The organism is Kribbella sp. NPDC050820 (assembly GCF_040653975.1).
In the GTDB taxonomy this organism is placed as follows: Bacteria; Actinomycetota; Actinomycetes; order Propionibacteriales; family Kribbellaceae; genus Kribbella.
Genome location: NZ_JBFAHB010000020.1, coordinates 24122 through 47795, shown reverse-complemented (window position 1 = coordinate 47795; position 23674 = coordinate 24122). Strand labels below are relative to the sequence as shown.

The window sequence follows — 23674 nt, the reverse complement described above, 5'->3', positions numbered from 1 at the left end:
GGTGCCCTGAGTACGCACTGTGCCCGTTGTCACAGAAAGCGACGGGAGACTGTGACCGAGGTCACATGAAAGCGCTCATTTGCCCGCTGCGCCCCGCTCAGACACGCTCAGGACACCTGGTGTTCACCCTCGATCCCTGATCCGTCAGAGAGCCTTCCAGGGCCTTCCTGAGGGCTGCCTGTGGATCGGAGGGTTTGCGTCGTGATCGTTCTGTTATACAGTCGTCGGCGGTTCGGTAAACAACACGAACCGCATCTGTGTCAACGCCGAGCCCTGCCAGGCACAGTTGCTCCCCTCGAACAACCAAGGCAGGGGTGGGGGACCCAGGAGGTTGGGTCTCGACCGTGAGTGGTCGGAACCCTGGGGTGAAGTCCGCGGGAGCGGACCGGGCGATGAATCCCAGCCCGAACCCGACAGCTAACTCCGCAGGCGTCGGGAGACAACCATGCCCGTCACTGCCCGACGGACGTCGCTTTCGCGCGCCGTCAGTCAGACCAGCGAGCTGAGTACCAGGCCCACCGGCCGGACCCTCGCGAAGCACCGCAAGCCCACCAAGCCCGCGACTCCGCGGGCCGCAGCCGCTGTCCTCACGGTGGGCCTCACGGTCGGCGGTGGAGCCGCCATCACGCTCGCCGCGCCTCCGGCCACCGCCTCGGCGGCGACCACTTCCGCCACCGCAACCACCACGCCGCGTGGCTACTGGAGCATCCCGAGTCGGCCGCTGCTCCGGTTCCGCGACAAGGGCCCCACCGTCAAGTACGTGCAGCGGGCCCTGCACCTCGGCCCGGACGGGTACTACGGCGCCAGCACCATCCGGATCCTGAAGAAGTACCAGGCATCCTGGGGTCTCAAGCCCACCGGGACGACGACCCGGGCGACCTGGGGCCGGCTGACCTACACCGCCAAGCGCGGACTGCTCTACGGTCCGTACGGCAAGAGCAGCGGCAACACCACCTTCCGCGCCAAGGTGCTGCGCGAGGCGGCGAAGCTGAAGGGCACGCCGTACCGCTACGGCGGCACGACCCCGCGTGGCTTCGACTGCTCCGGCTACACCGGCTACGTGTACAAGAAGGCCGGCAAGAAGCTGCCCCGCACGTCGCGTGCGCAGTACAGCGCGACCAAGCACATCAGCCGGTCCACGGCCAAGCCGGGTGACCTCGTCTTCTTCAAGAGCGGTGGCGGCGGCGTGTACCACGTCGGCATCTACGCCGGCGGCAACATGCTGTGGCACTCCTCGAAGCCGGGTGTCCCGGTCCGGAAGGCCAAGATCTGGACCAAGAGCGTGGCCTTCGGCCGCGTCTGAGCCAATCCCGTCAGCGTTTCCCTCCCCCCAGGATCGCTGACCTGAAACCGGTCGCGGGCCGTCGTCCCCCACCCCTCCGACGGCCCCGGCCGGTTTCCCTTCTACCCGTCCAGCAGGCCCGCGTCGTGGGCGAGGATGGCGACCTGGACGCGGTTGGTGGCGTCCAGCTTCACCAGCACCCGCGAGACGTGCGCCTTCACCGTCGCCTCGCTCATGTACAGCGTCTTGCCGATGTCGGCGTTCGACAGCCCGCGCCCGACCGCGGCCAGCACTTCGCGCTCCCGGTCGGTGAGCACGGCGATCCGCTCCCGCGCCTGCCGCTGCCGGTCCGAGCGCGAGTCCGCCGCGAAGTGCCCGATCAGCCGCCGCGTCACCGCCGGCGACAACATCGCGTCCCCGGCCGCGACCACCTTCACCGCCTGCACCAGTTCCCGCGGCGGGGTGTCCTTCAGCAGGAACCCGCTTGCCCCGGCCTGCAGCGCCCGGAACACGTAGTCGTCCAGGTCGAACGTCGTCAGTACGACGACCTTCGGCGGATCCGGCAGCGCCTGCACCTCCCGGGTCGCCGCCAGCCCGTCCAGCCGTGGCATCCGGATGTCCATCAGGACGACGTCCGGCCGGTGTTTCACCACCATCGCCGCCGCGTCGGCGCCGTCCTCGGCCTCGGCGACCACCTCGAGGGCGTCGTCCGACTCGAGGATCATCTTCAGCCCGGCCCGGACCAGCGCCTCGTCGTCCACGATCAGCAGCCGCGTCATCGTTCCCCTTCGTCCACACCCGAGTCCGCACCCGGGTCCACACCTGACTCGACGTCGTCCCGGCCGTCCGGCCAGGGCAGCCAGGCGTCCACCTGCCAGCCGCCGTCCTGCGTCGGCCCGGTCGACAGCCGGCCGCCGACCAGCTGCACGCGCTCGCGCAGGCCGACGAGACCCGCACCGGCGCCTGGGAGCAGTGAACCAGCAGCGACCGGCCGCACGTTCGTCACCCTCACCCGGACGCCGTCTCCCCTGCTGCCGTGGACGACGACCTCGGTCGAGGCACCCCGGGCGTGCTTGTGCACGTTGGTCAGCGACTCCTGCACCACGCGGTAGACCGTCCGCCCCACCGAGGTCGGTACGTCGTCCGGCAGCATGAACTCGCCCGTCACACTCACCCCGGCGCTCCGGGACGCCTGGACCAGCCGATCCAGGTCCGAGGCCCGCGGCACCGGAGTCAAGTCGGCTCCGTCGACGCTGAGGTCGGAGCGCAGTACGCCGAGGACCTCGCGCAGGTCCTCCATCGCCTGCCGCGCGGTCTCGCGGATCAGCCGGGCCGAGTCCTCCACCTTCTCCGGACCGACCGCCGGGTTCACCTCGAGCCCGCCGGCGTGCAGCGCGATCAGCGACACCTTGTGCGCGAGTACGTCGTGCATCTCCTGGGCGATCCGGGCGCGTTCACCCAGCCGGGCCTGCTCGCCGCGCAGCTCGCGCTCAGCCTCGGCCCGCTCGGCGCGGTCCCGCAGCGACACCATGAGATCCCGGCGCGCGCCGACGTACGCGCCGACCGCGATCCAGGTCCCGAGTAGGAACGGCGCGGTGAACACCGCGACCCAGACCTCGCCGTCACCGGACGCCGTGTTGACGACGTAGGCGACGTAAGCGGCGAATCCGACGATGGCGAGGATCAGGTCGCGACGGCGGATGGCGAGGGTCAGCAGGGCGAGACCCATCGGCACGAAGATGGCGGCGGCCAACATCGCCGCGATGCTGACCAGGGTCACGGTGACCGGGAATCGCCGCCGCCAGAACAGGGCGACCGAGGCAACCACGCCGGCGCCGAGTACGAACCACGATTTGGTGTCCCAACCGGCGTCGGCGCCGGTGGAGGCGGCCTGGGCCACGATGGTCAGCAGGCTGAAGCCGACGAACAGGATGTCCCGCAGCCGCGGGGCATGCCGGGACAACCAGGCATGCCAGCGCTGCAGTCGTCGTCGCATTCTGTCAGCGTAGTTGCGGGGTCGGGGTGTTCTCTTCACCCGATCGGGTGGGTTCAGGGTCGTTCCCCGACGACTTTCGTAGGGGGTCGCCGCAGCCGCTCGTCCGATGTGCGACCGGGGTCCCGAACGGTTGACTCGTTGCCATGATCACCGTCGAGAACCTGACCAAGCGGTACGGCAGCACCACGGCCGTCCACGACGTCTCCTTCACCGTCGAGCCGGGCAGCATCACCGGCTTCCTCGGCCCGAACGGGGCCGGCAAGTCCACCACGCTGCGGATGCTCACCGGGCTCACCCCGCCGACCTCCGGCACCGCGACCATCACCGGCAAGCGGTACGTCGACCTGCCCAACCCGGGCCGGGTCGTCGGGGTCATGCTCGATGCCGCGGCGCAGCACCCGGGCAGGACCGGACGGGAGACGCTCCTGCTCAACGCGAGCCTGCTCGGTGTCCCGAAGTCGCGGGTGGACGAGATGCTCGAGGCCGTCGGCCTCAGCCACGCCGCCAAGCGCCGGGTCGGGCAGTACTCGCTGGGGATGCGGCAGCGGCTCGGGATCGCGAGCGCGCTGCTCGGCGACCCCGCCGTACTGATCCTGGACGAGCCGGCCAACGGCATGGACCCGGAGGGCATCCGGTGGATGCGCGGGCTGCTGCAGGACTTCGCCTCCCGCGGCGGCACGGTGATCCTGTCCAGCCACCTGCTGGGCGAGGTCCAGGCGACCGTCGACCGGCTGGTCGTCATCGGCGGCGGCCGGATCGTCGCCGACGGCTCGCTGGAGGAGCTGCTCGCCGGGAGCGGCACGCTGGTTCGCGGTCTCGACCCGATCGGCCTGAACCAGGCCCTGACCGCCGCCGGGCTGCACCTCGAGCCGCTCGCCGACGGCGCGCTCCGCGTCGACGCCACCGCAGAGCAGGTCGGCCGGGCCGCGGCGGCCGCCGGCCAGATCCTGCTCGAACTCCGCCAGAGCGATGGCGCCGGGCTGGAGGACCTGTTCTTCCAGCTGACCACGCCCATCGCCGAAGCCGCCTGACCACGCCTACTCTTCTGGAGCTCATAGACATGACCACTCTCACCGAAGCCGCTCCGCCGGCCCCGGCCAAGCACCGGGCCGAGGTGGCGACCGCGCTGCCGCCCGCGCGCGGCCAGTCCTTCCTCAAGCTCGTCGCCATCGAACTGCGCAAGTCCCTGAACACCCGCAGCGGCCGGGTCCTGATCGCCGCCGTCCTGCTGCTCGCCGTCGCCGCGATCGGCTGGCAGCTCACCCACCTGCCACAGGGACCCGCCGGGTTCGACGGCTTCCTCGGCGCCGCGTCCACCGGCGTGATGCTGATCCTGCCGGTCATCGGCGTGATGGCGATGACGAGCGAGTGGACCCAGCGGACCGCGCTGACCACGTTCACGCTGTCGCCGCGCCGGGTCCGGGTCCAGCTGGCCAAGTTCGTCTCCGCGATCGTGCTGAGTGTCGTCGTGATGACCGTCGTCGTCGCCCTCGCCCTGGCCGGTACGGCGCTCGCCGGAGCGGTCACCGACCACACGACGTCGTACGCCGACCTGGGCGGGCAGTTGGCCGGGGCCTACCTGACCGTCGCGCTCAACGTGGTGATGGGCGCCGCCTTCGGCGCGGTGATCGCCCAGACCGCAGTCGCCATCCTGGTGTACTTCATCGCCCCGACCGCCTGGTCGCTGGCCGGGCCGGCGCTGTTCAAGGACAACGCGAACTGGCTGGACGTGTTCGGCGCCTTCGGCCGGATCATCGAGCGCGACCTGAACGGGATGCTGCCCGAGACGCTCACCGCGATCGGGATCTGGATCGTGCTGCCGACCATCGTGGGACTGTGGGCAAGCTCACGTCGCGAGGTCAAGTAGCGGTGGAGTAGCGGGGGATCGACGCGGTGGGGTGGGCCGGTTCGAGGGGACCGGCCCACCCCACCGACGGTGTGATCGGACCTCTCGGGGTCCAGCCAGGGGGCCGGTGCGTGTGTCGATCCCGTGCTCCGGGTATCCTAGAAACACGATTACTGACGACTGATCCGTGGGCGCCACGCTGCGTACCCGGTTGACTTGTGCGAGGGGGTCGACGCTATGGGGCGCGGCCGTGCAAAGGCCAAGCAGACGAAGGTCGCTCGCGACCTGAAGTACCGCACCTGGGACACCGACTTGGACCAGCTCAAGCGAGAGCTGTCCGGTGACCAGGGGAGCGACCGTTCTGCCAACGGCGAGAACGACGGCGACGACTACGACGCCGACGACTACCACCCCCGTCGGTAAGCAACAGCTCGGCTGACCTGCTCAGCGCCCTCAGGGGTGGCTGAGCAGTTAGTCGCGCGTCCGACGAGCTTCACCACACCAGCAGTAGCCGGAGCGGTCCCGCCTGCCCGAAAGCGTCGGCGGGACCTCCTCGGAACCCCGGGTCAGCCGCTCAGCGGTCGGCCTACTTGGCGTACACGCCTTCCAGCGTGACGGTCCCGCCCGCGGTCGGGCCGACCTCGCCGCACACCCATGCCGGGATGTCGCGCGCCGCCAGCGCCGCGATCGCCAGGTCCGCCACCGACGGATCCAGTACGGCGACCATCCCTGCCCCCATGTTCAGCGTCTTCTCCAGCTCGGGCAGCGCCACGTCGCCCAGCAGCCCGACCAGCCCGAAGATCGGGTCCGGCGTCCAGGTGGACCGGTCGATCCGGACCGACAGCTCGTCCGGGATGACCCGGGCCAGGTTGGCCGCGAACCCGCCGCCGGTGATGTGCGACATCGCGTGCAGCGGCTTCGCGTCGCCCTCGAACTCGCCGTTCAGCTCCTGGATCAGCTCCAGGCAGTGCTTCGCGTACACCCGGGTCGGGGTCAGCAGCACCTCACCCAGCGTGGTCCCCAGCTCCGGCACCTCGCGGTCCAGCGTCCAGCGCGCCCGCTGGAAGAACACGTGCCGGACCAGCGAGTACCCGTTCGAGTGCAGGCCGGAGGATCCCATCGCCACGACCACGTCACCCGCGCGGACCCGCTCCGCGCCCAGCACCTCGTCGGCCTCGACGACACCGGTCGCTGCGCCGGCGACGTCGTACTCGTCCGGCTCGAGCAGGCCCGGGTGCTCGGCGGTCTCGCCGCCGACCAGCGCCGTACCGGCCTCGACACAGGCCTCGGCGATGCCCTTGACGATCTGCGCGATCGTCTCCGGGACCACCTTGCCGGTGCAGATGTAGTCGGTCATGAACAGCGGCTCGGCGCCGCACACGACCAGGTCGTCGACGACCATCCCGACCAGGTCGAACCCGATCGTGTCGTGCTTGTCGAGCTTCTGCGCGATCGCGACCTTGGTGCCGATCCCGTCGGTCGAGGTCGCCAGCAGCGGCCGCCGGTACGACGTCAGCGCGGTGGCGTCGAACAGCCCGGCGAACCCGCCGAGCCCGCCGACCACCTCGGGGCGGGTCGCCTTCGCCACCCACTCCTTCATCAGCTCGACGGCCCGGTCCCCGGCCTCGATGTCGACTCCGGCGGCGGCGTAGCTCGCCCCATCACTCACGTTCTTCTCCTCGGTACGGCGTACGCCCGTTACGGACGGCCCATTACGGACGGCTGAGTGCGTCGGTGGCGCCGGCGCCACCGGAGACCGTGGCCAGGCCGTCGATGTCGGTGGCCACCGGCAGCTCCAGCAGGTGCTTGCCGAGGTGCTCCGGGTCCGGCAGCTCGACCGGGTAGACCCCGTCGAAGCAGGCGCGGCAGAGCCGCTCCTTCGGCACCGTGGTGGACTCGACCAGCGCGTCCAGGCTGATGTAGCCGAGCGAGTCGGCGCCCAGCGAGCGGCAGATCTCCTCGGTGTTCAGGCCGTTCGCGATCAGCTCGGCGCGACTGGCGAAGTCGATGCCGTAGAAGCACGGCCACTTCACCGGCGGCGCCGTGATCCGGACGTGGATCTCCTTGGCGCCGGCCTCGCGCAGCATCCGAATGACCGCGCGCTGAGTGTTGCCGCGGACGATGGTGTCGTCGACCACGACCAGCCGCTTGCCCTCGATCACCTCGCGCAGCGGGTTCAGCTTGAGCCGGATGCCGAGCTGGCGGATGGTCTGGCTGGGCTGGATGAAGGTGCGGCCGACGTACGCGTTCTTGACCAGGCCGGAGCCGTACGGGATGCCGGACTCCTCGGCGTACCCGATCGCGCCGGGGACGCCGGACTCCGGGGTGGCGATCACCAGGTCGGCCTCGGCCGGGTGCTCGCGGGCCAGCCGGCGGCCGATCTCGACCCGGGTGGAGTGGATCCGCTGACCGGAGATCTGGGTGTCCGGGCGGGCCAGGTAGACGAACTCGAACAGGCAGCCCTTGGGGTCGGCCTCGGCGAACCGGGTCGAGCGCAGCCCCTCGGCGTCGATCGCGACGATCTCGCCCGGCTCGATCTCCCGGATGAAGGAGGCGCCGACGATGTCCAGGGCAGCGGTCTCGCTGGCGACCACCCAGCCGCGCTCCAGCCGGCCCAGCACCAGCGGGCGGATGCCCTGCGGGTCGCGGGCGGCGTACAGCGTGTTCTCGTCCATGAAGACCAGGCTGAAGGCGCCCTTCACCTTCGGCAGGATCTTGGCCGCCGCCTGCTCGATGGTGAGGTCCGGGTAGCCGGCCAGCATCGAGGTCAGGATGTCGGTGTCGGAGGACGCGCTGTGCTTGGCGTTCGCCTTCGCGTGCTCGACCTCGACGTCCAGGCCGAGATCCAGGTCACCGCCGCCGTTCAGGCTCGCGGCCAGCTCACCGGTGTTGGTGAGGTTGCCGTTGTGACCGAGAGCGATCGACCCGGTCGCGGTGGACCGGAACGTCGGCTGCGCGTTCGCCCACACGCTCGACCCGGTGGTCGAGTACCGGCAGTGGCCGATCGCGATGTGCCCCCGCAGTGAGGCCAGGGTCGCCTCGTCGAACGCCTGGCTGACCAGACCCATGTCCTTGTAGACGAGGATCTGGCTGCCGTTGCTGACTGCTATGCCAGCCGACTCCTGCCCGCGGTGCTGCAGAGCGTAGAGCCCGAAATAGGTGAGTTTGGCGACCTCTTCCCCCGGCGCCCAAACCCCGAAGACGCCACACGCGTCCTGCGGGCCAAGGTCCTGCGGGTCCAGGTCATGAGTGAGCCGACCATCGCCACGAGCCACGCCAGCAGTCTACGGGACGCGGAACGGCGCTCCGGACAGCACCGATCCCGGTGGACTACCAGCAGGTCATTCCGATGCATCCGGGCCGGCTGCCCGCGGCGACGGTCGTGAGGGACGTCGGGGCGGCGGGCAGCAGGAGCAGTCCGAGGCTGACTACAGTCAGCAACTTCTTGATCACAACTTGTCCCTTCGAAATAATTCCGGAACCAACTGCCGGGTCTCAGTGTCGAAGCACTGTGTATATGGTCGGTTCCACCAAGTCCTGAGGAGAGAAGAAAAGTGTTCGAGCCGCTGGGGGTGGACGAAGCCACTTTCGCGGTCTATCACGCCCTCCTCAGCCACCCAGACAGTACGCCGGAGCAGATTGCCGCGCTAGTGAAAAGTCCGTTGCCGCAGGTTCAGCAGCGGATGGACACTCTGCGCGAGCTCGGCCTGCTGGTGCCGACCTGGACTGACCCGGACAATGAGCACGCAGTGCACCCGCGGGTCGGCCTGACCGGTCTCGCCGAGCGGCGGCGCACCGAGCTGAACATGGCGCTCGGTGAGCTTCGCGAGGCCGAGGCCTCGGCCGAGATCGTCGCGGAGCAGTACAACGAGTTACTGACTGCCCGGAGCAGCGGCGACGTCGAGGTGCTGAAGGGCCGGGCGAACGCGTCGCGCCGGATCGAGGAGCTCGGCCTGAAGGCCCGGGAGACGTTCTGGGGCCTGGTGCCAGCTCACATCGACGACACCATCCAGCCGATGGACCGGTCGCCTGACCTGCCGTTGCTCGAGCGCGGGCTGAAGATGCGGACCGTCTACCTGCAGAGCATGACGGCGTCGAAGCAGGCGCTGGACTACGCCGCGGCGATGCACCGGCTCGGCGGTGAGGTGCGGGCGACCCCGACGCTGCCGATGCGGCTGCTGATCTTCGACCAGGAGATCGCGATCATGCCGATGGACCCCGAGAACCCGACGGCCGGCGCGGTCATCCACCGGTCCCCGGCCGTCGTCTCGGTGGCCCTCGCGCTCTTCGATTCCTACTGGTCCCGGGCGACCGAGCTGTTCGCCCCGGAGGACCGCGACGACAACACCCCGCTGACACCGCACGAAGCCGAAGTTCTGCGTTTGCTCGCAGGCGGCGCGAAAGACGAACAGGTCGCGCGTTTGCTGGGTATTTCTTTACGTACCGCCCGGCGAATTACCGCGAACCTTTCCGAGCGTCTCGACGCAGCCAGCCGATTTGAATTGGGCGTGGCCGCAGCAAAACGCGGCTGGGTCTGACCCGGCCGGCAATTCCGGGCGAATTCCCCGGGTACGGCGCCCGCGCCCGGACGCCTGTCTCCGCAGGGGTTCCCGGCCGGCGCATCCGGTCTGGACCGCTGGCCGGCGACCCGGGCAGGAAGATGCCAAACGCTTGATTATCCGGGTTTGGCGTGGTTTAGTACGCGGCTTTCGCCGTTGACAACGTAATCGGGGTCAGACCATCTTGAGGGCGGCGAGGAGTTTGGTGAGCGAGTCACGGGCGTCGCCGAACAGCAGCGTGGTTCGCGGGTCGTAGAGGAGCTCGTTCTCGATACCGGCGAAACCGGGGCGCATCGAGCGCTTGAGGAAGATGACCCGCTGGGCCTCGTCGGCGTTCAGGATCGGCATCCCGTAGATCGGGGCGCTCGGGGTGGTGCGGGCGGCCGGGTTGACCACGTCGTTGGCGCCGACCACCAGGACCACGTCGGTGGACTTGAAGTCGCCGTTGATGTCGTCCATCTCACGGAGCTGCTCGTACGGCACCTGGGCCTCGGCCAGCAGCACGTTCATGTGGCCCGGCATCCGGCCCGCGACCGGGTGGATCGCGTAGTCGACCTTCACGCCGCGGCTCTGCAGCTCCTCGACCAGCTCGCGCAGGGTGTGCTGGGCCTGGGCGACCGCGAGGCCGTACCCGGGCACGACGATGACCTTGTTCGCGTACCCGAGCAGGATCGCGACATCCTCCGCGCCACCCGAGATGACCGGCCGCTCGGACGCCGTACCGGCGCCCAGGGTCGAGCCGCCGCGGATCGCGCCGAACAGGATGTTGTAGAGCGAGCGGCCCATCGCGTCGGCCATCAGCTTGGTCAGCAACGTACCGGCGGCGCCGACCAGGGTGCCGGCCACCAGCAGCAGCGTGTTGCCGAGCACGTACCCGCCGGCCGCGACCGTGAGGCCGGTGAAGGCGTTCAGCAGCGAGATCACGATCGGGACGTCGGCGCCGCCCACCGGCAGCACCAGCATGACACCGACCGCGAGACCGAGCAGGCAGAGCAGGACGCCGACCCACACCCGCGGGTCGGAGACCAGCCAGCCGGCCAGCGCGATGCCGCCGATGATCGCGGCGATGAACAGCACCGGCAGCCCGGGGAACGTCACCGGCCGGGTCGTCATCAGCTCCTGCAGCTTGGCGAAGGTGACGATCGAGCCGGAGAAGCTGATCGCGCCGACCAGGATGGTGAACGCGGTCGCGATCGCGGCGACGGTCTGGCCGTCGCGGACGTCGCCGAGCTCCATCAGCGCGACCAGGGCGGCCGCGCCGCCGCCGACGCCGTTGAACAGGGCAACGAGCTGCGGCATGTGCGTCATCTGCACCCGGCGGGACCCGACCACGCCGCCGACGGTGCCGACGGCCAGCGCGATCAGGATCGGCGCCAGGTGGTCCGGCTTGTAGGCGACGAAGGTGATCACCACCGCGAGCACCGCGCCGGCCGCGCCGAGCGCGTTACCGGCCCGGGCGGACTTCGGCGACGACAGCGCCTTCAGCGCGACGATGAAGCAGACCGCGGCGACCAGGTAGCCGATCTGGGCCCAGGTGGGGATCACTTGCGCAGCTCCTTCTTGCGGGCCCCCGGACCTTTGAACATCTCCAGCATCCGGTCGGTGACCACGAACCCGCCGACCATGTTGACGGTCGCCAGGACGACGGCCAGCAGCCCGACCGCCACCACGATCGCGGACTCGGCCTGGCCGGTGACGATGATGGCGCCGACCAGGATGACACCGTGGATCGCGTTCGCCCCGGACATCAGCGGGGTGTGCAGGGTCGAGGAGACCTTGCTGATCACCTCGACGCCGACGAACGCAGCCAGCACGAAGATCGTCAGCAGCGCGATGGACTCGCTCACGGGGCTTGTCCTTCCAGAAGTTCACGGGTCGGCTCGTGCAGCACGCTGCCGTCGTGGGTGACGCAGCAGCCGCGGACGATCTCGTCGTCGAAGTCCGGATCGAACGCCGCGTTGCGGGTCATCAGCCGGATCAGGTTGGCGATGTTCTGACCGTAGAGCCGGCTGGCCGGTCCGGCCAGCTGGCTGGGCACATTCGCGCCACCCCAGACCAGCGCGTCGCCGATGGTCAACTCGGTGCCGGCGACCGAACCCTCGACGTTGCCGCCCTGCTCGGAGGCCAGATCGACCACGACCGAGCCGGGCTTCATCTGCTCGACCATCGAGCGCGACACCAGCATCGGCGCGGTCCGCCCCGGTACGGCGGCTGTCGTGATCAGGGCGTCCGCGGCGGCGACGTACGGGGTGAGCAGCTCGCGCTGCAGCTGGGCGCGTTCCGGTGTCATCTCGCGGGCGTAGCCGCCGGGGCCGTCCAGCGTCCCGAGCTCCAGCTCGACCGGTACGGCGCCCATCGACGCGATCTCCTCGGCGGCCGCCGTGCGGACGTCGTACGCCTTCACGACGGCGCCGAGGCGCTTGCAGGTCGCGATCGCCTGCAGGCCGGCCACACCGGCGCCCAGGACGAGGACCTGGGCGGGTGGGACTGTGCCGGCCGCGGTCATGTTCAGCGGGAAGAAGCGCGGCAGCCGTTCGGCCGCGACGATCGCGGCGCGGTAGCCGGCGACCATGGCCTGCGAGGACAGCGCGTCCATCGACTGGGCCCGGGAGATCCGCGGGATCAGCTCCATCGCGAACGCGGTGAGCTTGGCCCGGCTAGCGGTCCGGACCACATCAGGCGGATTCGTCGGCAGGAACGACATCAGCGCCGTACCGGCGTGCAGCCGCTGCAGGCGCTCGCGCTCCAGCGGCTGCACCGACGCCACGATGGTCGCCGCGTGGTCGGCGCCCCAGGCGACATCGGCCCCGGCGTCGCGGTACTGCTCGTCGGAGTACAGCGCTCGTTCGCCGGCGGCCGGCTCGACCGCCACCTCATAGCCGAGCTCGATGAGTTTCGCGACTTGTTCCGGCACCAGCGCAACCCGGCGCTCGGCCGGTCTGGTCTCCCGTACGACTGCGATCTTCACTCGCCGAAACCTATGCCAAACACTGGGTCGCCGGAAAGCCCGGTCAGGCCTGGTCGGCCAGGTTCTGCAGGAGCAGGGCCTCGGCGAGGCAGACCTTGCGGAACTCCGCCAGGTGCAGACCCTCGTCGATTCCGTGCGCGCGTGTGTCCGGATCCTCCACGCCGGTGACCAGGATCGAGGCCTCCGGGAAGGCCTGCTGGAACTCGGCGATGAACGGGATCGACCCGCCCATGCCCATGTCGATCGGCTCGACTCCCCACGCCGTCTTGAAGGCCGCCCGGGCTGCTTCGTACCCGGCGCCGCGCGCGTTGATGCTGCACGGCTGGCCGGTCTGCCCGTCGGTGACGGTGACCTGCGCACCCCACGGCGCATTGTTCTCGAGGTGTTCCCTCAGCGCCGCGCTCGCCTTGATCGCGTCGTCGCCGGGCGCGACCCGCAGGCCCACCTTGGCGCGCGCGACCGGCACCAGCGTGTTGCTGGCCTCGGCCACCGACGGGGTGTCGATGCCGAGGATGGCGATCGACGGACGCGTCCACAGCCGGTCGACGAGCGAGCCGGAACCGGTCAGCCGGACCGAGTCCAGCACACTCGACTCGGCTCGCAGCCGGTCCTCGGGGTACACGACATCCGCCGCCCGCGAGGCATGCAGACCGTCCACGGCGACGTCGCCCTTGTCGTCGTGCAGGGTCGCGAGCAGGCGGCACAACGCCGACAGCGCGTCCGGAATCGGTCCGCCGAACAGGCCGGAGTGAACGGCGTGGTCGAGTGTGCGGACCTCGACGTACGACTCGACCAGGCCGCGCAGCGACACGGTCAGCGCCGGCTGGCCGATGTCCCAGTTGCCCGAATCCGCGATCACGATCGCGTCGGCGGCCAGCTCCTCGGAGTACTCGTCCAGCAGCTGCAGCAGGGTCGGTGAGCCGATCTCCTCCTCACCTTCGACGAACACCGTCACGCCCACCGGCAGATCGTTGCCGAAGGCCCGTACGGCGGCCAGGTGCGCAGCGATCCCCGCCTTGTCGTCGGCCGCGCCCCGGCCGTACAGCCGGTCCCCGCGCTCGGCCGGCTCGAACGGGTCGGAGGTCCACTGCTCGACCGGACCGGTCGGCTGGACGTCGTGGTGCGCGTACAGCAGGACCGTCGGCTTGCCGGCCGGGGCCGCCTTCTTCGCGATCACTGCCGGCGCGCCATCGCCTGCGCGGACGATCTTCACCGTGAAGCCCTCGGCCTCGAACAGTGAGGCGGTCGCCTCGGCGGAGCGCTGGACGTCGGCCGCGCGGGCCGGTTCGTAGCTGACCGACGGGATCCGGATGAGGTCCTCGAGGTCGGCACGGACGCTGGGCAGAACGCGGTCGATCGCCGCGGACAGATCGGTCATGCGCCTACCGTACGGCGTCCGTTCGGGAGCGCGACGCCCGCTACACCCTCGCGCGTTACTCATTGCCGATTTACTCTGGAATTGTCGTAGGTTTCCGCCCAACCTCGAAGGACAACGCCCATGTCCAGACGACTGACAGCCATCTTCGCTGCCCTCCTCACCTCCGCCGCCACGTTGACCGCCGGACTGCCGGCCAGTGCCGCGATCAGCTGTGACACCGCCACCAGCGGCGGCTCGACCTTCTACGACGGCCCGTCCGCGTCGTACAAGTACGACGCCCGCTTCAGCAACAGCGCGAGCATCCCCAACCTGAGCACGCACACCCCGCAAGGCGCCGGCACTTGGTACAACTGGGACGGCACCGGCAAGAACCTCCTGCTGGTCGCTTCCTACCGCACCGGCGCCGACTCGCAGATCTACGGCATCGACCCGTCCACGGGCGCCACCGTCGGGGTGGTCGCGATCGCCGAGTCGCATGTCGGCGGCATCACGGTCAGCAAGGGCTGGGCCTTCGTGTCCGGCCAAGGCAGCAGCATCCGCAAATACCGGCTGACGGCCTTGCGTGATGCGCTGAAGGCGGCGGGTACGCCGTACCTCACGCAGGTCGGGACCGCGCGGGACGTAGCTGCCTCGTCGTTCATCGGGAGCTACGGCGACTCGCTGTTCTCGGGATCGTTCAACTCCGAGGGTCGCGGGATCATGTACGAGTACAAGATCGCCGACGACGGGACGCTGACCACGGTGGCCGGCGCGTGGGAGGTGCCGACCAAGACGCAGGGCCTGACGGTGACCACGAACCACTTCATCTACAGCACGTCGTACGGGCGCACCAACCGCAGCAACATCTACGTGGTGAAGCGCGGCCAGAAGGACCTGGACGCGGCGGCGCTGAGCTGCTTCCGGGCCCCGAGCATGACCGAGGGCATCACGGAGTACAACGGAACGGCGTACCTGGTCTACGAGTCCGCCTCACACCTCTACGGCTCCGACCCGGCCACCCTCAACGTCATCCCCCGCATGCACAAGGCAACCATCTCGTCGCTGACGTCGCTCGTCCCTTAGGGCGTGTACGACGCCGAGTCCAGGACGGCCTGCCTGTTCTCGGGGTTGTCGTCACGCACCTGGACCTGCAGGAGCTTTCCGCCAGGTTGCAGGATGAACCGCTCCAAGACGGTGTGCGCGTCCGAGCACGGGTAGCGGAAGAGGACCGCCTGCTGACCATCGAAGTCCTGTTTCTCCCCCGTGATCGCCTGGCAGCCCGGCGGAGGTGTCGCTGTGGTCGGCAGCTCGGTCTTATTGGTGATGCCGAGATACACACCATCGGTTTGGCTGGACTTGCCCCAGTCCGCCGTGTTGGTGCTCACCAGCAGCGCAGGTCCGTCTCCCCGCTCGGCTTTCTGCGACCACTCCCGCGGCACCTCTACGGACAGTCCGCTGTACTCGACGGTCGCCGGGCGGGTCAGCACGAACTGGTAACCCGCGTAGCCGCCGCCGGCGGCCAGGACGAGGGCGACCAGTGCGGCGATCACGCGGCCGCGGACCGAGCGTTTTGGTTCGGTCGCGACTGTGGATTGGTTGGCGCTGGCGAGGGCGGTGGCCTGGTCGACGTCGGCGGGTGGGGCGGCGGGGGTTGGCATCTCGGCGGCCGGGACCAGGCCGGGCGGGACCTCGCCGGTGGTGTGCGCGTCGCGCAGGGCGTTGAGGAAGCTGTCCAGGTCCGGCCAGCGCTTGTCGCGGTCCGGCTCGAGGGCACGCCGTACGACGACGTCGATCGCGTCCGAGATGTCCTCGCGCAGGGTCGCCATCGACGGCGGCGGGGTGTCGATCTGCATCACGGCGCTCAGGCTGGCCACGCCGTACGGCGCCTGGCCGGTGAAGGCGGCGTACGCGACCGCGCCCAGCGAGTAGAGGTCCGCCCGGTGGTCCAGCCGCTCGCCGCGGACCTGCTCGGGAGCGACGTACGCCGGAGTGCCGCCGGGCATCGTGATCCGGGAGACCTCGGCCAGCGACTTGCCCAGCCCGAGGTCGGACAGCATCGCGCGGTCGCCGGCCGGGTCGGTGCGGAACAGCACGTTCGCCGGTTTCACGTCGCGGTGCAGGACGCCCCGGCTGTGTAGGTGCTTCAGGCCACGGCCGACCTGGCCGATCACCCGGACCACCTCGGCGATCTCGAGCGGGCCGGCCTTGATCCGTTCCGCGAGGGTGCCGCCGTCGGCGTACGTGAGCACCATGAACGGGCGGCCGTCCTCGGCCTCACCGATGTCGTGGACGCCGACGACGTACAGCGAGTCGACCTTGCGCAGGAACCGGCCCTCGGCCAGGAACCGGCGCCGGACGTCCTCGTCCTCGATCCAGTTGTCGGAGAGGATCTTGACCGCGACCTCGGCGTCCAGTTGCTCGTCCCGGGCCAGCCAAACGGTCGCGAAACCTCCGGCACCCACCCGGCGGACCAGGGAGTACCGGCCGATCCGGGGTGGCTGGTCCATGGCGCAATTATGCTCGATGCCTCCTGCGACTCGTTCGCCGGAGCATCGGGTACGGCGTTTCGGGCCGAACAAATCGGGGTTCCGGAGCGTCCAAACGGCGATGAACGAGGCAGGGGTGACCAGCAGAAACCACTCGTTGGTGGCGGGCATACCTCCGAGCCCGTGCTGCTCGGATCGTAAGTAAGGAGTCCGGTGATGCGGAGCAAGAACAGGCGCCTGGTCATCCTGGTCGCCTCAGTAGCAGTAGCCGCCGTAGCGATCGGCGCAGCCTTCGCCTACCGCCAAGGCCCGCAGTCAGCCGAAGCCGATGCCGCCCCGTTGACCGGCTCACCGTCTCCGACCCCGAGCCCCACGCCGAAGCCGACGCCGTCGAAGACTTCGACGTCCGCCAAGCCGACGCCGACCGTGACGCCGACCAGCGCCCCGCCGACATCCACCGGGCCGACCAAGGTCAACGTGGACATCAACAAGCTGTCCCAGGGCCGCGAGCCGGCGATCCCGTACCTGGTCGGCCGCGAGGTCCGCGGCGGCGCCGGCAGCGCGCTCAAGATCCCCGGCACCGGCGGCATCCTCGCGATCGGCCGGCTGGAGACCGATGCCCTGGCAGCCGTCACGAATGGCGACGCGGGGACCGAGCTGATCAAGGTGACTGGCTCCGGCGAGGTACACCGTACCCCGGACGTGTCCTCGCTGGTCACGAAGGCCGACCAGTCCGCGGCGGCCTATGCAGCGGCCCGGCCCAGCTGGCTCGGTGCGCAGAAGCAGGGCGGCATCGTCTACGCCGAGGACCCGGGCGAGGACGGCTTCCTGAAGTCGCTGAAGCTGCCGGACGCCTGGAACCTGCAGGTGCTCGCCTACGTGGGCAACAAGGTCTACTACCGCGCGGACAACGACGACAGCGGCGCTTGGAAGCTGTACAGCTGGGTGCCGGGTGCGGCGAAGCCCGTCGTGGTCAAGACGGTCGCCTCGGCGTCGGCCGTGTCGAGGGACGGCAGCGTGGCCTCCTCGGTGAACCTGATCAACGACGGCGGCAGTTGCTCGTCGATGGTCGACGTCGGCTCCGGCAAGCAACTGTCGCGCACCTGCGACTACTGGATCACCGGCTTCACTCCGGACGCCCGTACGGCGGTCGGCGGACCGGCGTACGGCGACGGCTACTGCAACGTGGTCCAGGCCGCGGTGGACGCCCAGACCGGCAAGGTGGTCCGCGAGTGGAACGGCTGCTTCCACCGGATCGCCGCCGAGGACGACCAGCACGTGCTGATCGTGGCCGTGGGCGACGGCCAGGGCGAGACGGAGAACGTCGACCAGGCGATCGTCCGCTGCAACCTCGCCACCGCCGCCTGCGAGCTCGCCACCAAGATCGTCACCGACCAGTCGCTGGTGCTCGGCACCTGATCTGCCGGTAGCAGACATCCCCGCTGCCGTCGCGGTTTCACAGCAGACTGGCGGCATGACGACTGTTGCGGTGCTGGCGGACGTGCATGGGGTGTTGCCTGCGCTCGAGGCGGTGCTGGGCGAGTCGGACGTGCGGGACGCGGATGTGATCGTGCTGGCGGGGGACATCGCCAGCGGGCCGCAGCCGGTGGAGACGTTGGACTTGCTGGTGTCGCTCGGCGAGCGGGTGGTCTGGGTGCGGGGGAACGCGGACCGCGAGCTCGTGGCGATGGCTCGGGGGACGTTCGAGGGCGAGGCGCCGGACGGCGTGAGTCCTTGGGCCGCCGAGCAGTTGCGGGCCGATCAGGTCGAGCTGTTGGCCGGCTTGCCAACCACGGTAACGATCGGCGAGGCGCTGTTCTGCCACGCGACACCGCGGGACGACGAAGAAATGGTGCTGGTCGACAGCCCGATCTCGCGGTGGGCGCAGGTGTTCAGCGGGCTGCCGGACGAGGTCCGCACAGTGGTGTGCGGGCACACGCACATGCCGTTCGCCCGCCAGGTCGACCGGCGCCTCGTGGTCAACGCCGGCAGCGTAGGCATGCCGTACGGCGCCCCCGGCCCGAGCTGGGCCCTGCTCACTCCAGACGGCGTACAGCTGCGAAGGGCACATTTGGACAGGAGGTATGCCGCCGACCGGATCGTCGCTGAGTCGTCGTACCCCGATCGAGAGGCCTGGGTGGCCGAATACCTCCTGTCGAACTACTCCGACACCGAAGCCCTGGAAGCGTTCAGGCCCCGCGCGGAGGGTTGAGCGGTTACCGTCAACACGTGTTCGCGCGACGGCGGAAGCATTTTGGGACTCCGGCTGACAAGGCGACGTATGCGACCCTGCATACCGCCTCGCTGGCCACACCCCACCTGCGGGAGGGCCTAACCCCCGCCGCGGCGGGCAAGGCGAGCCGCCACCTCCGGGACCTCCTGGGTACGGCGGCCATCGCCATCTGCGACTCCTCCGGCGTACTGGCCTGGGACGGCGTCGGCGGCCCCTATGAGAGCAACCACCGCGGCGACGCGAAGGCGCTCGCGGCCCCCACGCTCCGCACCGGTCGTACGGCGGTCCTCGGCGCCCACGACGTGGCTTGCAGCGACCCACAGTGCCCGATCCGTACGGCGGTGGTCGCTCCGATCGTCACCGAGGAGCGAGTGGTCGCCGTACTGGTCGCGTACAGCATCCGCTCGTCGGCTGCACTGGTCAGAGCGACCGAGGAGGTCGCCCGCTGGGTATCCGGCCAGGTGGAGCTGGCAGAGCTCAACAAGGAGCGCACCCGCGCGATGGAGGCCGAGCTGCGGGCGCTGCGGGCCCAGATCAGCCCGCACTTCATCTACAACGCGCTGGCTGCGATCGCGTCGTTCGTGCGGACCGATCCGGAGCGGGCGCGTGAGCTGCTGCTGGAGTTCGCCGACTTCTCCCGGTACGCGCTGCGGCGCGGTGGGGAATTCACCACGCTGGCCGATGAACTGCGCAACGTCGAGCGGTATCTGGTGCTCGAGCAGGCCCGGTTCGGCGACCGGCTGAAGGTGTCGTTGCTGATCGCACCCGAGGTGCTGCCGGTGGTGATCCCGTTCCTGGTCGTGCAGCCGCTGGTGGAGAACGCCGTACGGCACGGCCTGGAAGGCACCACCGGGGTCGGCCGGATCACCATCCGGGCCCGGGACCGGATCAACGAGGCCGAGATCAGTGTCGAGGACGACGGCGCGGGCAGCGACCCCGAGGTGATCCGGGCCGCGCTGGCCGGGGAGTCCGGCAGCGACTCGGTCGGCCTCGGCAACGTGGACGCCCGCCTCCGGCAGGTGTACGGCGACGCGTACGGCCTGGTCGTGGAGACCGCGGTCGACGCCGGAACCAAGGTGACGTTCCGCATCCCCAAGTACTCGTCCGGAGTGCATGCCGCGCCGTAGGGCTGTGTCGCGTTGACCGTGACGTTGGGGCTGACTAGCGTCGAAGACGATCCCCCTGACGGCGTCGGCCTTGCGCGCCATCGCCTCTGGACGGGATTCACCTGAGCGGGGCAGGCGACGACCGGATCGCCTTCTGCTGGGGGCGATCGCGGCCCGGGAAAGCGGTATCGCACGGCTCCATGCGTTCCGCGGTGGAGCCTCCTGGAGAGGAGCGATTTTCTCGTGCCAGGTAACAGGGCAGTAATTTACAAAGGGCCGGGCGACGTGGCGGTCGAGACCATCGACTACCCGAGCCTCGAGCTCAAGGACGGTCCGGGGGTCAACCCCGCGAACGTCGGCCGTCAGATCCCGCACGGCGCGATCCTGAAGGTGGTGGCCAGCAACATCTGCGGCAGCGACCAGCACATGGTGCGCGGCCGGACGACGGCACCGCCCGGACTGGCGCTCGGCCACGAGATCACCGGTGAGGTGGCGGAGGTCGGCCGGGATGTCGAGTTCATCAAGGTCGGCGACCTGGTGTCGGTCCCGTTCAACATCGCCTGTGGGCGGTGCGTCAACTGCAAGGAGGGCAAGACCGGAGTCTGCCTGAACGTGAACCCGGACCGGCCGGGGTCGGCGTACGGGTACGTCGACATGGGCGGCTGGGTCGGCGGCCAGGCGGAGTACGCGCTGGTGCCGTACGCCGACTGGAACCTGCTGAAGTTCCCCGACAAGGAGCAGGCACTCGAGAAGATCCGCGACCTGGCGATGCTGTCGGACATCTTCCCCACCGGGTACCACGGCGCGGTCACTGCCGGCGTCGGGACCGGTTCGACCGTGTACATCGCCGGGGCGGGACCCGTCGGCCTGGCGGCCGCCACCTCGGCGTTCCTGCTCGGCGCGGCGGTCGTCATCGTGGCCGACCTGCAGAAGGAAAGGCTCGAACAGGCACGCAGTTTCGGCTGCGAGACGATCGACGTGTCCGAGGGTGACCCGAGGGATCAGCTCGAGCGGATCCTCGGCGAACCGGAGGTGGACTGCGCGGTCGACGCGGTCGGGTTCGAGGCACACGGCCACGGCACCGACGCCCGGTCCGAGCGTCCTGCGACCGTGCTGAACACGGTCATGGACGTCACCCGTGCCGGTGGCGCAGTCGGCATCCCGGGCCTCTACGTCACCGGTGATCCCGGGGCGAGTGACGAGGCCGCGAAGACTGGCTCGCTGTCGATCCGGCTCGGCCTCGGCTGGGCCAAGTCGCTGTCGTTCACCACAGGTCAGTGCCCGGTCATGCGGTACAACCGCCAGCTGATGCAGGCGATCCTGCACGACCGTACGCAGATCGCGAAGAACGTGAACGCCACGGTGATCCCGCTCGACGAGGCACCGCAGGGCTACCGCGAGTTCGACAAGGGTGCGGCGCGCAAGTACGTACTCGACCCGCACGGGCTGATCAAGTAACCGCGCAAACCGACGGGAGCCGGGCCACTGCCCGGCTCCCGTCGTGTGCAAACTCGTCATCGGGGCGAAACGCATCGGTAACCATGCCCGAGCGATACTTCGATTGAAGGGATCCATGACGAGAGCGACCGTTCATGAGCAATGACAGCCGACTGGACCTCGAGTTCGCCTACACGACCTACGAGGACTCCTGCCGAGACCTTTACTCGCCGTACTACTACTGCCGGCGTCCACGCGGTCACGACGGGGTCCATGCCGCGGGCTTCGGATCGAGCCGCCTGCGCTGGGAGCACCAGCCGGAGCACGCTCCGCACATGTTGTTCTGAGCCGGTGGACGCCGTGCGGCTGTTTTTGGGCGGCGATGTGATGCTCGGCCGGGGCGTCGACCAGATCCTGCCGCATCCGGGCGACCCGGTACTGCGGGAACGCTCGGTCCACGATGCCCGGACGTACGTCGCGCTGGCCGAGGCCTTGAACGGTCCGATCCCCTCGCCGGTCGGCTACTCCTGGCCGTGGGGAGACGCCCTGGCGATCCTCGACAGCTTCCGGCCCGACGTACGGCTGGTGAACCTGGAGACCAGCGTCACCCGGAGCGACCACTTCGCGGCCGGCAAAGGGATCCACTACCGAATGAACCCGGACAACGTAGCCGCGCTGTCGGCTGCCCGGCTGGACCTCTGCTCGCTCGCCAACAACCACATCCTCGACTTCGGCGTCGGCGGACTCGAGGAGACCCTCGACGCGTTGCGCCGGGCACGGGTCGCAGTCGCGGGCGCGGGCCGCAACGCGACCGCGGCGGTCCAGCCCGCCCTGCTGCCGGCCGACGGCGGCCGGGTGGTGGTGTTCGCCTTCGGTGCGACGTCCAGCGGCGTACCGAAGGGCTGGGCGGCGACGGCGACCCGCCCCGGCATCGCCGTGCTGCCTGATCTGTCCGAGCACACCGCCGATGCGATCATCGCGCGAGTGTCGCAGGTCAAGCGCGGCCGCGATGTCGCCATCGTCTCGGTGCACTGGGGATCCAACTGGGGGTACGCCGTCGCGGCCGGACAGACGCGCTTCGCGCACCGGCTGATCGACGGCGGCGTCGATGTCGTGCACGGACACTCCGCACACCATCCCCGGCCGATCGAGATCTACCGGGACCGGCTGGTGCTCTACAGCTGCGGCGACCTGATCGACGACTACGAGGGCATCAGCGGCTACGAGCAATACCGCGACGACCTGCGTCTGCTGTTCCTCGCGACGGTGGAATCCACGACCGGCCGGCTGACCGGGCTGCGGTTGGCGCCGCTGCAGACCCACCACCTCCGGCTGCGCCCGGCAACGGCCGAGGACTCCGAGTGGTTGTGCCGAACGCTCAACCGCGTATGTCGCCGCTACGGCACCCGATTCAAGCTCTACGAGGACGGGCTGCTCGAGCTCACTTGCTGAGCGCCTCGACTTCCGCGTCGTCCAAGGTGAACGTCAGCGCCCCGGCGTTCTGGGCGGCCTGGTTCGCGTTCTTGGCGCCTGCGATCGGCAGTACGCCGTCCTGCTGGATCAGCCAGCGCAGTGCGACCTGACTGGGACTCCGGTCGTGCCGATCACCGATCTCCCGCAGCAGCTCGACCAGACGGGCCAGCCTGTCGCTGCTGAAGGCCCGGTTGTATCGCCGCCAGCCCGCTGGTCGGTTGTCGGCCGAGTACTTGCCGGTGAGCGCCCCCGAAGCCAGCGGCATGTAGGCGATCAGAGTGGCCCCCAGCTCTCGGCAGGCGTCGAGCACGCCGTCCGTCTCCGGGTTGCGGTGCAGCAGCGAATACTGGACCTGGTTGGAGGCCAGCGCCAACCCGTTGCGAGCCAGCTGAGCGTGCGCCGTACGCATTTGGTCGGCGCTGTAGTTGCTTACGCCCACCGCTCGGACCTTGCCGGCCTCGACGGCGTCGGCCATCAGGTCCATCAACGCCGTGATCGACATCCACCGGCTCGGGAAGTGCACCTGGTACAGGTCGACCGTCGTACGGCGGAGTCGTTCGAGGCTCCCGTCCAGCGTGGCCGGCAGGCTGCTCGTCCGGGAGAAGAAGCCGGACGGGAACTTGGTCGCCACGACGATGTCCCGCCCTGCCGTGAGCTCACCGACCCTGCGCTCGGACGCACCCTTGCCGTACATCGCGGCGGTGTCGATGAAGTTCAGTCCCGCCTTCAGGCTCACGCCCAGCGCCGCTGCCTGCTCCTCGGCCGTGCTGGTCGGCCCGTAGGCGTTCCGGGCCGGGTTCCAGCGCGGCGCGGTCGACATGTCACCCCACACCATCGCGCCGACACCGAGCCGGGACACACGAATGTCCGTCTGCCCCAGTGTCATCGACAGCGTGCTCATCCGGTCACCTCAGCGGTTCAACAGTAGCTC

Annotated in this window: 22 protein-coding genes and 1 riboswitch; of the genes, 12 read left to right on the top strand and 10 right to left on the bottom strand. The window is 69.5% G+C overall.

All coding sequences use genetic code 11. The annotated features are described in order from the left end of the window. Nucleotides 1-254: 254 nt before the first annotated feature. Nucleotides 255-446, top strand: a riboswitch (cyclic di-AMP (ydaO/yuaA leader). Further along, nucleotides 446-1303 carry an NlpC/P60 family protein gene (locus tag AB0H36_RS19425; protein WP_360524677.1) on the top strand — a complete coding sequence of 286 codons (858 nt, stop codon included), beginning with the start codon at nucleotides 446-448 and terminating at the stop codon, nucleotides 1301-1303. Its footprint overlaps the riboswitch before it by 1 nt. Before the next feature lie 101 nt (nucleotides 1304-1404). On the opposite strand, the gene AB0H36_RS19420 is transcribed toward AB0H36_RS19425, so the two are convergent. Further along, nucleotides 1405-2061 (bottom strand): response regulator transcription factor, encoded by a 657-nt coding sequence (locus AB0H36_RS19420; protein ID WP_360524674.1) that lies wholly within the window; start codon nucleotides 2059-2061, stop codon nucleotides 1405-1407. Then, entirely contained in the window at nucleotides 2058-3278 is a 1221-nt protein-coding gene (locus AB0H36_RS19415; protein ID WP_360524671.1) for a histidine kinase, read from the bottom strand. Before AB0H36_RS19415 ends, AB0H36_RS19420 begins: the two co-directional genes overlap by 4 nt. A 143-nt stretch (nucleotides 3279-3421) precedes the next feature. Here AB0H36_RS19415 and AB0H36_RS19410 point away from each other — a divergent pair, with 143 nt between their 5' ends. The 3 genes from AB0H36_RS19410 to AB0H36_RS19400 all read left to right on the top strand — a co-directional run bounded on the left by AB0H36_RS19410 (nucleotide 3422) and on the right by AB0H36_RS19400 (nucleotide 5547). Continuing rightward, nucleotides 3422-4309, top strand: a complete 888-nt coding sequence (locus AB0H36_RS19410) for an ABC transporter ATP-binding protein (protein ID WP_360524668.1) — start codon at nucleotides 3422-3424, stop codon at nucleotides 4307-4309. 29 nt (nucleotides 4310-4338) lie between these two features. After that, nucleotides 4339-5145, top strand: coding sequence for an ABC transporter permease (locus AB0H36_RS19405; protein ID WP_360524665.1), 807 nt, complete (start codon nucleotides 4339-4341; stop codon nucleotides 5143-5145). 216 nt (nucleotides 5146-5361) lie between these two features. After that, on the top strand, nucleotides 5362-5547 hold the full coding sequence (locus tag AB0H36_RS19400) for a DUF3073 domain-containing protein (RefSeq protein WP_360524662.1): 186 nt from the start codon (nucleotides 5362-5364) through the stop codon (nucleotides 5545-5547). A gap of 163 nt (nucleotides 5548-5710) precedes the next feature. Here the strand turns inward: AB0H36_RS19400 and purM are convergent, their stop codons facing one another. Next, nucleotides 5711-6793: a phosphoribosylformylglycinamidine cyclo-ligase gene (purM, locus tag AB0H36_RS19395; RefSeq protein ID WP_360524659.1), complete on the bottom strand. Its 1083-nt coding sequence runs from the start codon at nucleotides 6791-6793 to the stop codon at nucleotides 5711-5713. 43 nt (nucleotides 6794-6836) lie between these two features. Next, nucleotides 6837-8399 (bottom strand): amidophosphoribosyltransferase, encoded by a 1563-nt coding sequence (gene purF / locus AB0H36_RS19390; RefSeq protein WP_360524656.1) that lies wholly within the window; start codon nucleotides 8397-8399, stop codon nucleotides 6837-6839. Nucleotides 8400-8807: 408 nt separating this feature from the next. On the opposite strand from purF, the gene AB0H36_RS19385 reads away from it, so the two are divergent. After that, nucleotides 8808-9662 carry a helix-turn-helix transcriptional regulator gene (locus AB0H36_RS19385; RefSeq protein WP_360524653.1) on the top strand — a complete coding sequence of 285 codons (855 nt, stop codon included), beginning with the start codon at nucleotides 8808-8810 and terminating at the stop codon, nucleotides 9660-9662. Between the two features lie 195 nt (nucleotides 9663-9857). On the opposite strand, the gene AB0H36_RS19380 is transcribed toward AB0H36_RS19385, so the two are convergent. Genes AB0H36_RS19380 through AB0H36_RS19365 form a run of 4 tightly spaced genes read right to left on the bottom strand, consistent with a single transcriptional unit; the run spans nucleotide 9858 to nucleotide 14029 of the window. Further along, a complete protein-coding gene (locus tag AB0H36_RS19380; RefSeq protein ID WP_360524651.1) occupies nucleotides 9858-11228 on the bottom strand; it encodes an NAD(P)(+) transhydrogenase (Re/Si-specific) subunit beta in 1371 nt (456 codons plus the stop codon). Continuing rightward, nucleotides 11225-11530, bottom strand: coding sequence for an NAD(P) transhydrogenase subunit alpha (locus AB0H36_RS19375; RefSeq protein ID WP_360524648.1), 306 nt, complete (start codon nucleotides 11528-11530; stop codon nucleotides 11225-11227). The genes AB0H36_RS19380 and AB0H36_RS19375 overlap by 4 nt, the downstream gene beginning before the upstream one ends. Beyond that, nucleotides 11527-12651 (bottom strand): NAD(P) transhydrogenase subunit alpha, encoded by a 1125-nt coding sequence (locus tag AB0H36_RS19370; RefSeq protein WP_360524645.1) that lies wholly within the window; start codon nucleotides 12649-12651, stop codon nucleotides 11527-11529. Before AB0H36_RS19370 ends, AB0H36_RS19375 begins: the two co-directional genes overlap by 4 nt. Before the next feature lie 43 nt (nucleotides 12652-12694). Then, entirely contained in the window at nucleotides 12695-14029 is a 1335-nt protein-coding gene (locus AB0H36_RS19365; RefSeq protein ID WP_360524642.1) for a dipeptidase, read from the bottom strand. Nucleotides 14030-14149: 120 nt separating this feature from the next. On the opposite strand from AB0H36_RS19365, the gene AB0H36_RS19360 reads away from it, so the two are divergent. Further along, on the top strand, nucleotides 14150-15091 hold the full coding sequence (locus AB0H36_RS19360; RefSeq protein ID WP_360524639.1) for a hypothetical protein: 942 nt from the start codon (nucleotides 14150-14152) through the stop codon (nucleotides 15089-15091). Here the strand turns inward: AB0H36_RS19360 and AB0H36_RS19355 are convergent. Further along, nucleotides 15088-16515, bottom strand: coding sequence for a serine/threonine-protein kinase (locus AB0H36_RS19355; protein WP_360524636.1), 1428 nt, complete (start codon nucleotides 16513-16515; stop codon nucleotides 15088-15090). The two genes, AB0H36_RS19360 and AB0H36_RS19355, sit on opposite strands and share 4 nt — an antisense overlap. A 195-nt stretch (nucleotides 16516-16710) precedes the next feature. On the opposite strand from AB0H36_RS19355, the gene AB0H36_RS19350 reads away from it, so the two are divergent. The 6 genes from AB0H36_RS19350 (at nucleotide 16711) to AB0H36_RS19325 (ending at nucleotide 22722) form a co-directional block, all read left to right on the top strand. Then, nucleotides 16711-17913, top strand: coding sequence for a hypothetical protein (locus AB0H36_RS19350; protein WP_360524633.1), 1203 nt, complete (start codon nucleotides 16711-16713; stop codon nucleotides 17911-17913). Nucleotides 17914-17968: 55 nt separating this feature from the next. Continuing rightward, a complete protein-coding gene (locus AB0H36_RS19345; protein WP_360524630.1) occupies nucleotides 17969-18706 on the top strand; it encodes a metallophosphoesterase family protein in 738 nt (245 codons plus the stop codon). A 17-nt stretch (nucleotides 18707-18723) separates the two neighbouring features. Then, a complete protein-coding gene (locus AB0H36_RS19340) occupies nucleotides 18724-19854 on the top strand; it encodes a histidine kinase (protein ID WP_360524627.1) in 1131 nt (376 codons plus the stop codon). Between the two features lie 222 nt (nucleotides 19855-20076). After that, complete coding sequence (gene fdhA, locus AB0H36_RS19335) at nucleotides 20077-21291, top strand: formaldehyde dehydrogenase, glutathione-independent (RefSeq protein WP_360524624.1); 1215 nt, start codon at nucleotides 20077-20079, stop codon at nucleotides 21289-21291. A 134-nt stretch (nucleotides 21292-21425) separates the two neighbouring features. Next, on the top strand, nucleotides 21426-21617 hold the full coding sequence (locus AB0H36_RS19330; protein WP_360524621.1) for a hypothetical protein: 192 nt from the start codon (nucleotides 21426-21428) through the stop codon (nucleotides 21615-21617). 13 nt (nucleotides 21618-21630) lie between these two features. Next, entirely contained in the window at nucleotides 21631-22722 is a 1092-nt protein-coding gene (locus tag AB0H36_RS19325; RefSeq protein WP_360524618.1) for a CapA family protein, read from the top strand. On the opposite strand, the gene AB0H36_RS19320 is transcribed toward AB0H36_RS19325, so the two are convergent. Further along, the gene (locus tag AB0H36_RS19320) at nucleotides 22712-23644 is read right to left on the bottom strand and encodes an aldo/keto reductase (protein ID WP_360524615.1); all 933 of its coding nucleotides are present in this window, start codon (nucleotides 23642-23644) and stop codon (nucleotides 22712-22714) included. The two genes, AB0H36_RS19325 and AB0H36_RS19320, sit on opposite strands and share 11 nt — an antisense overlap. Between the last annotated feature and the right edge of the window lie 30 nt (nucleotides 23645-23674).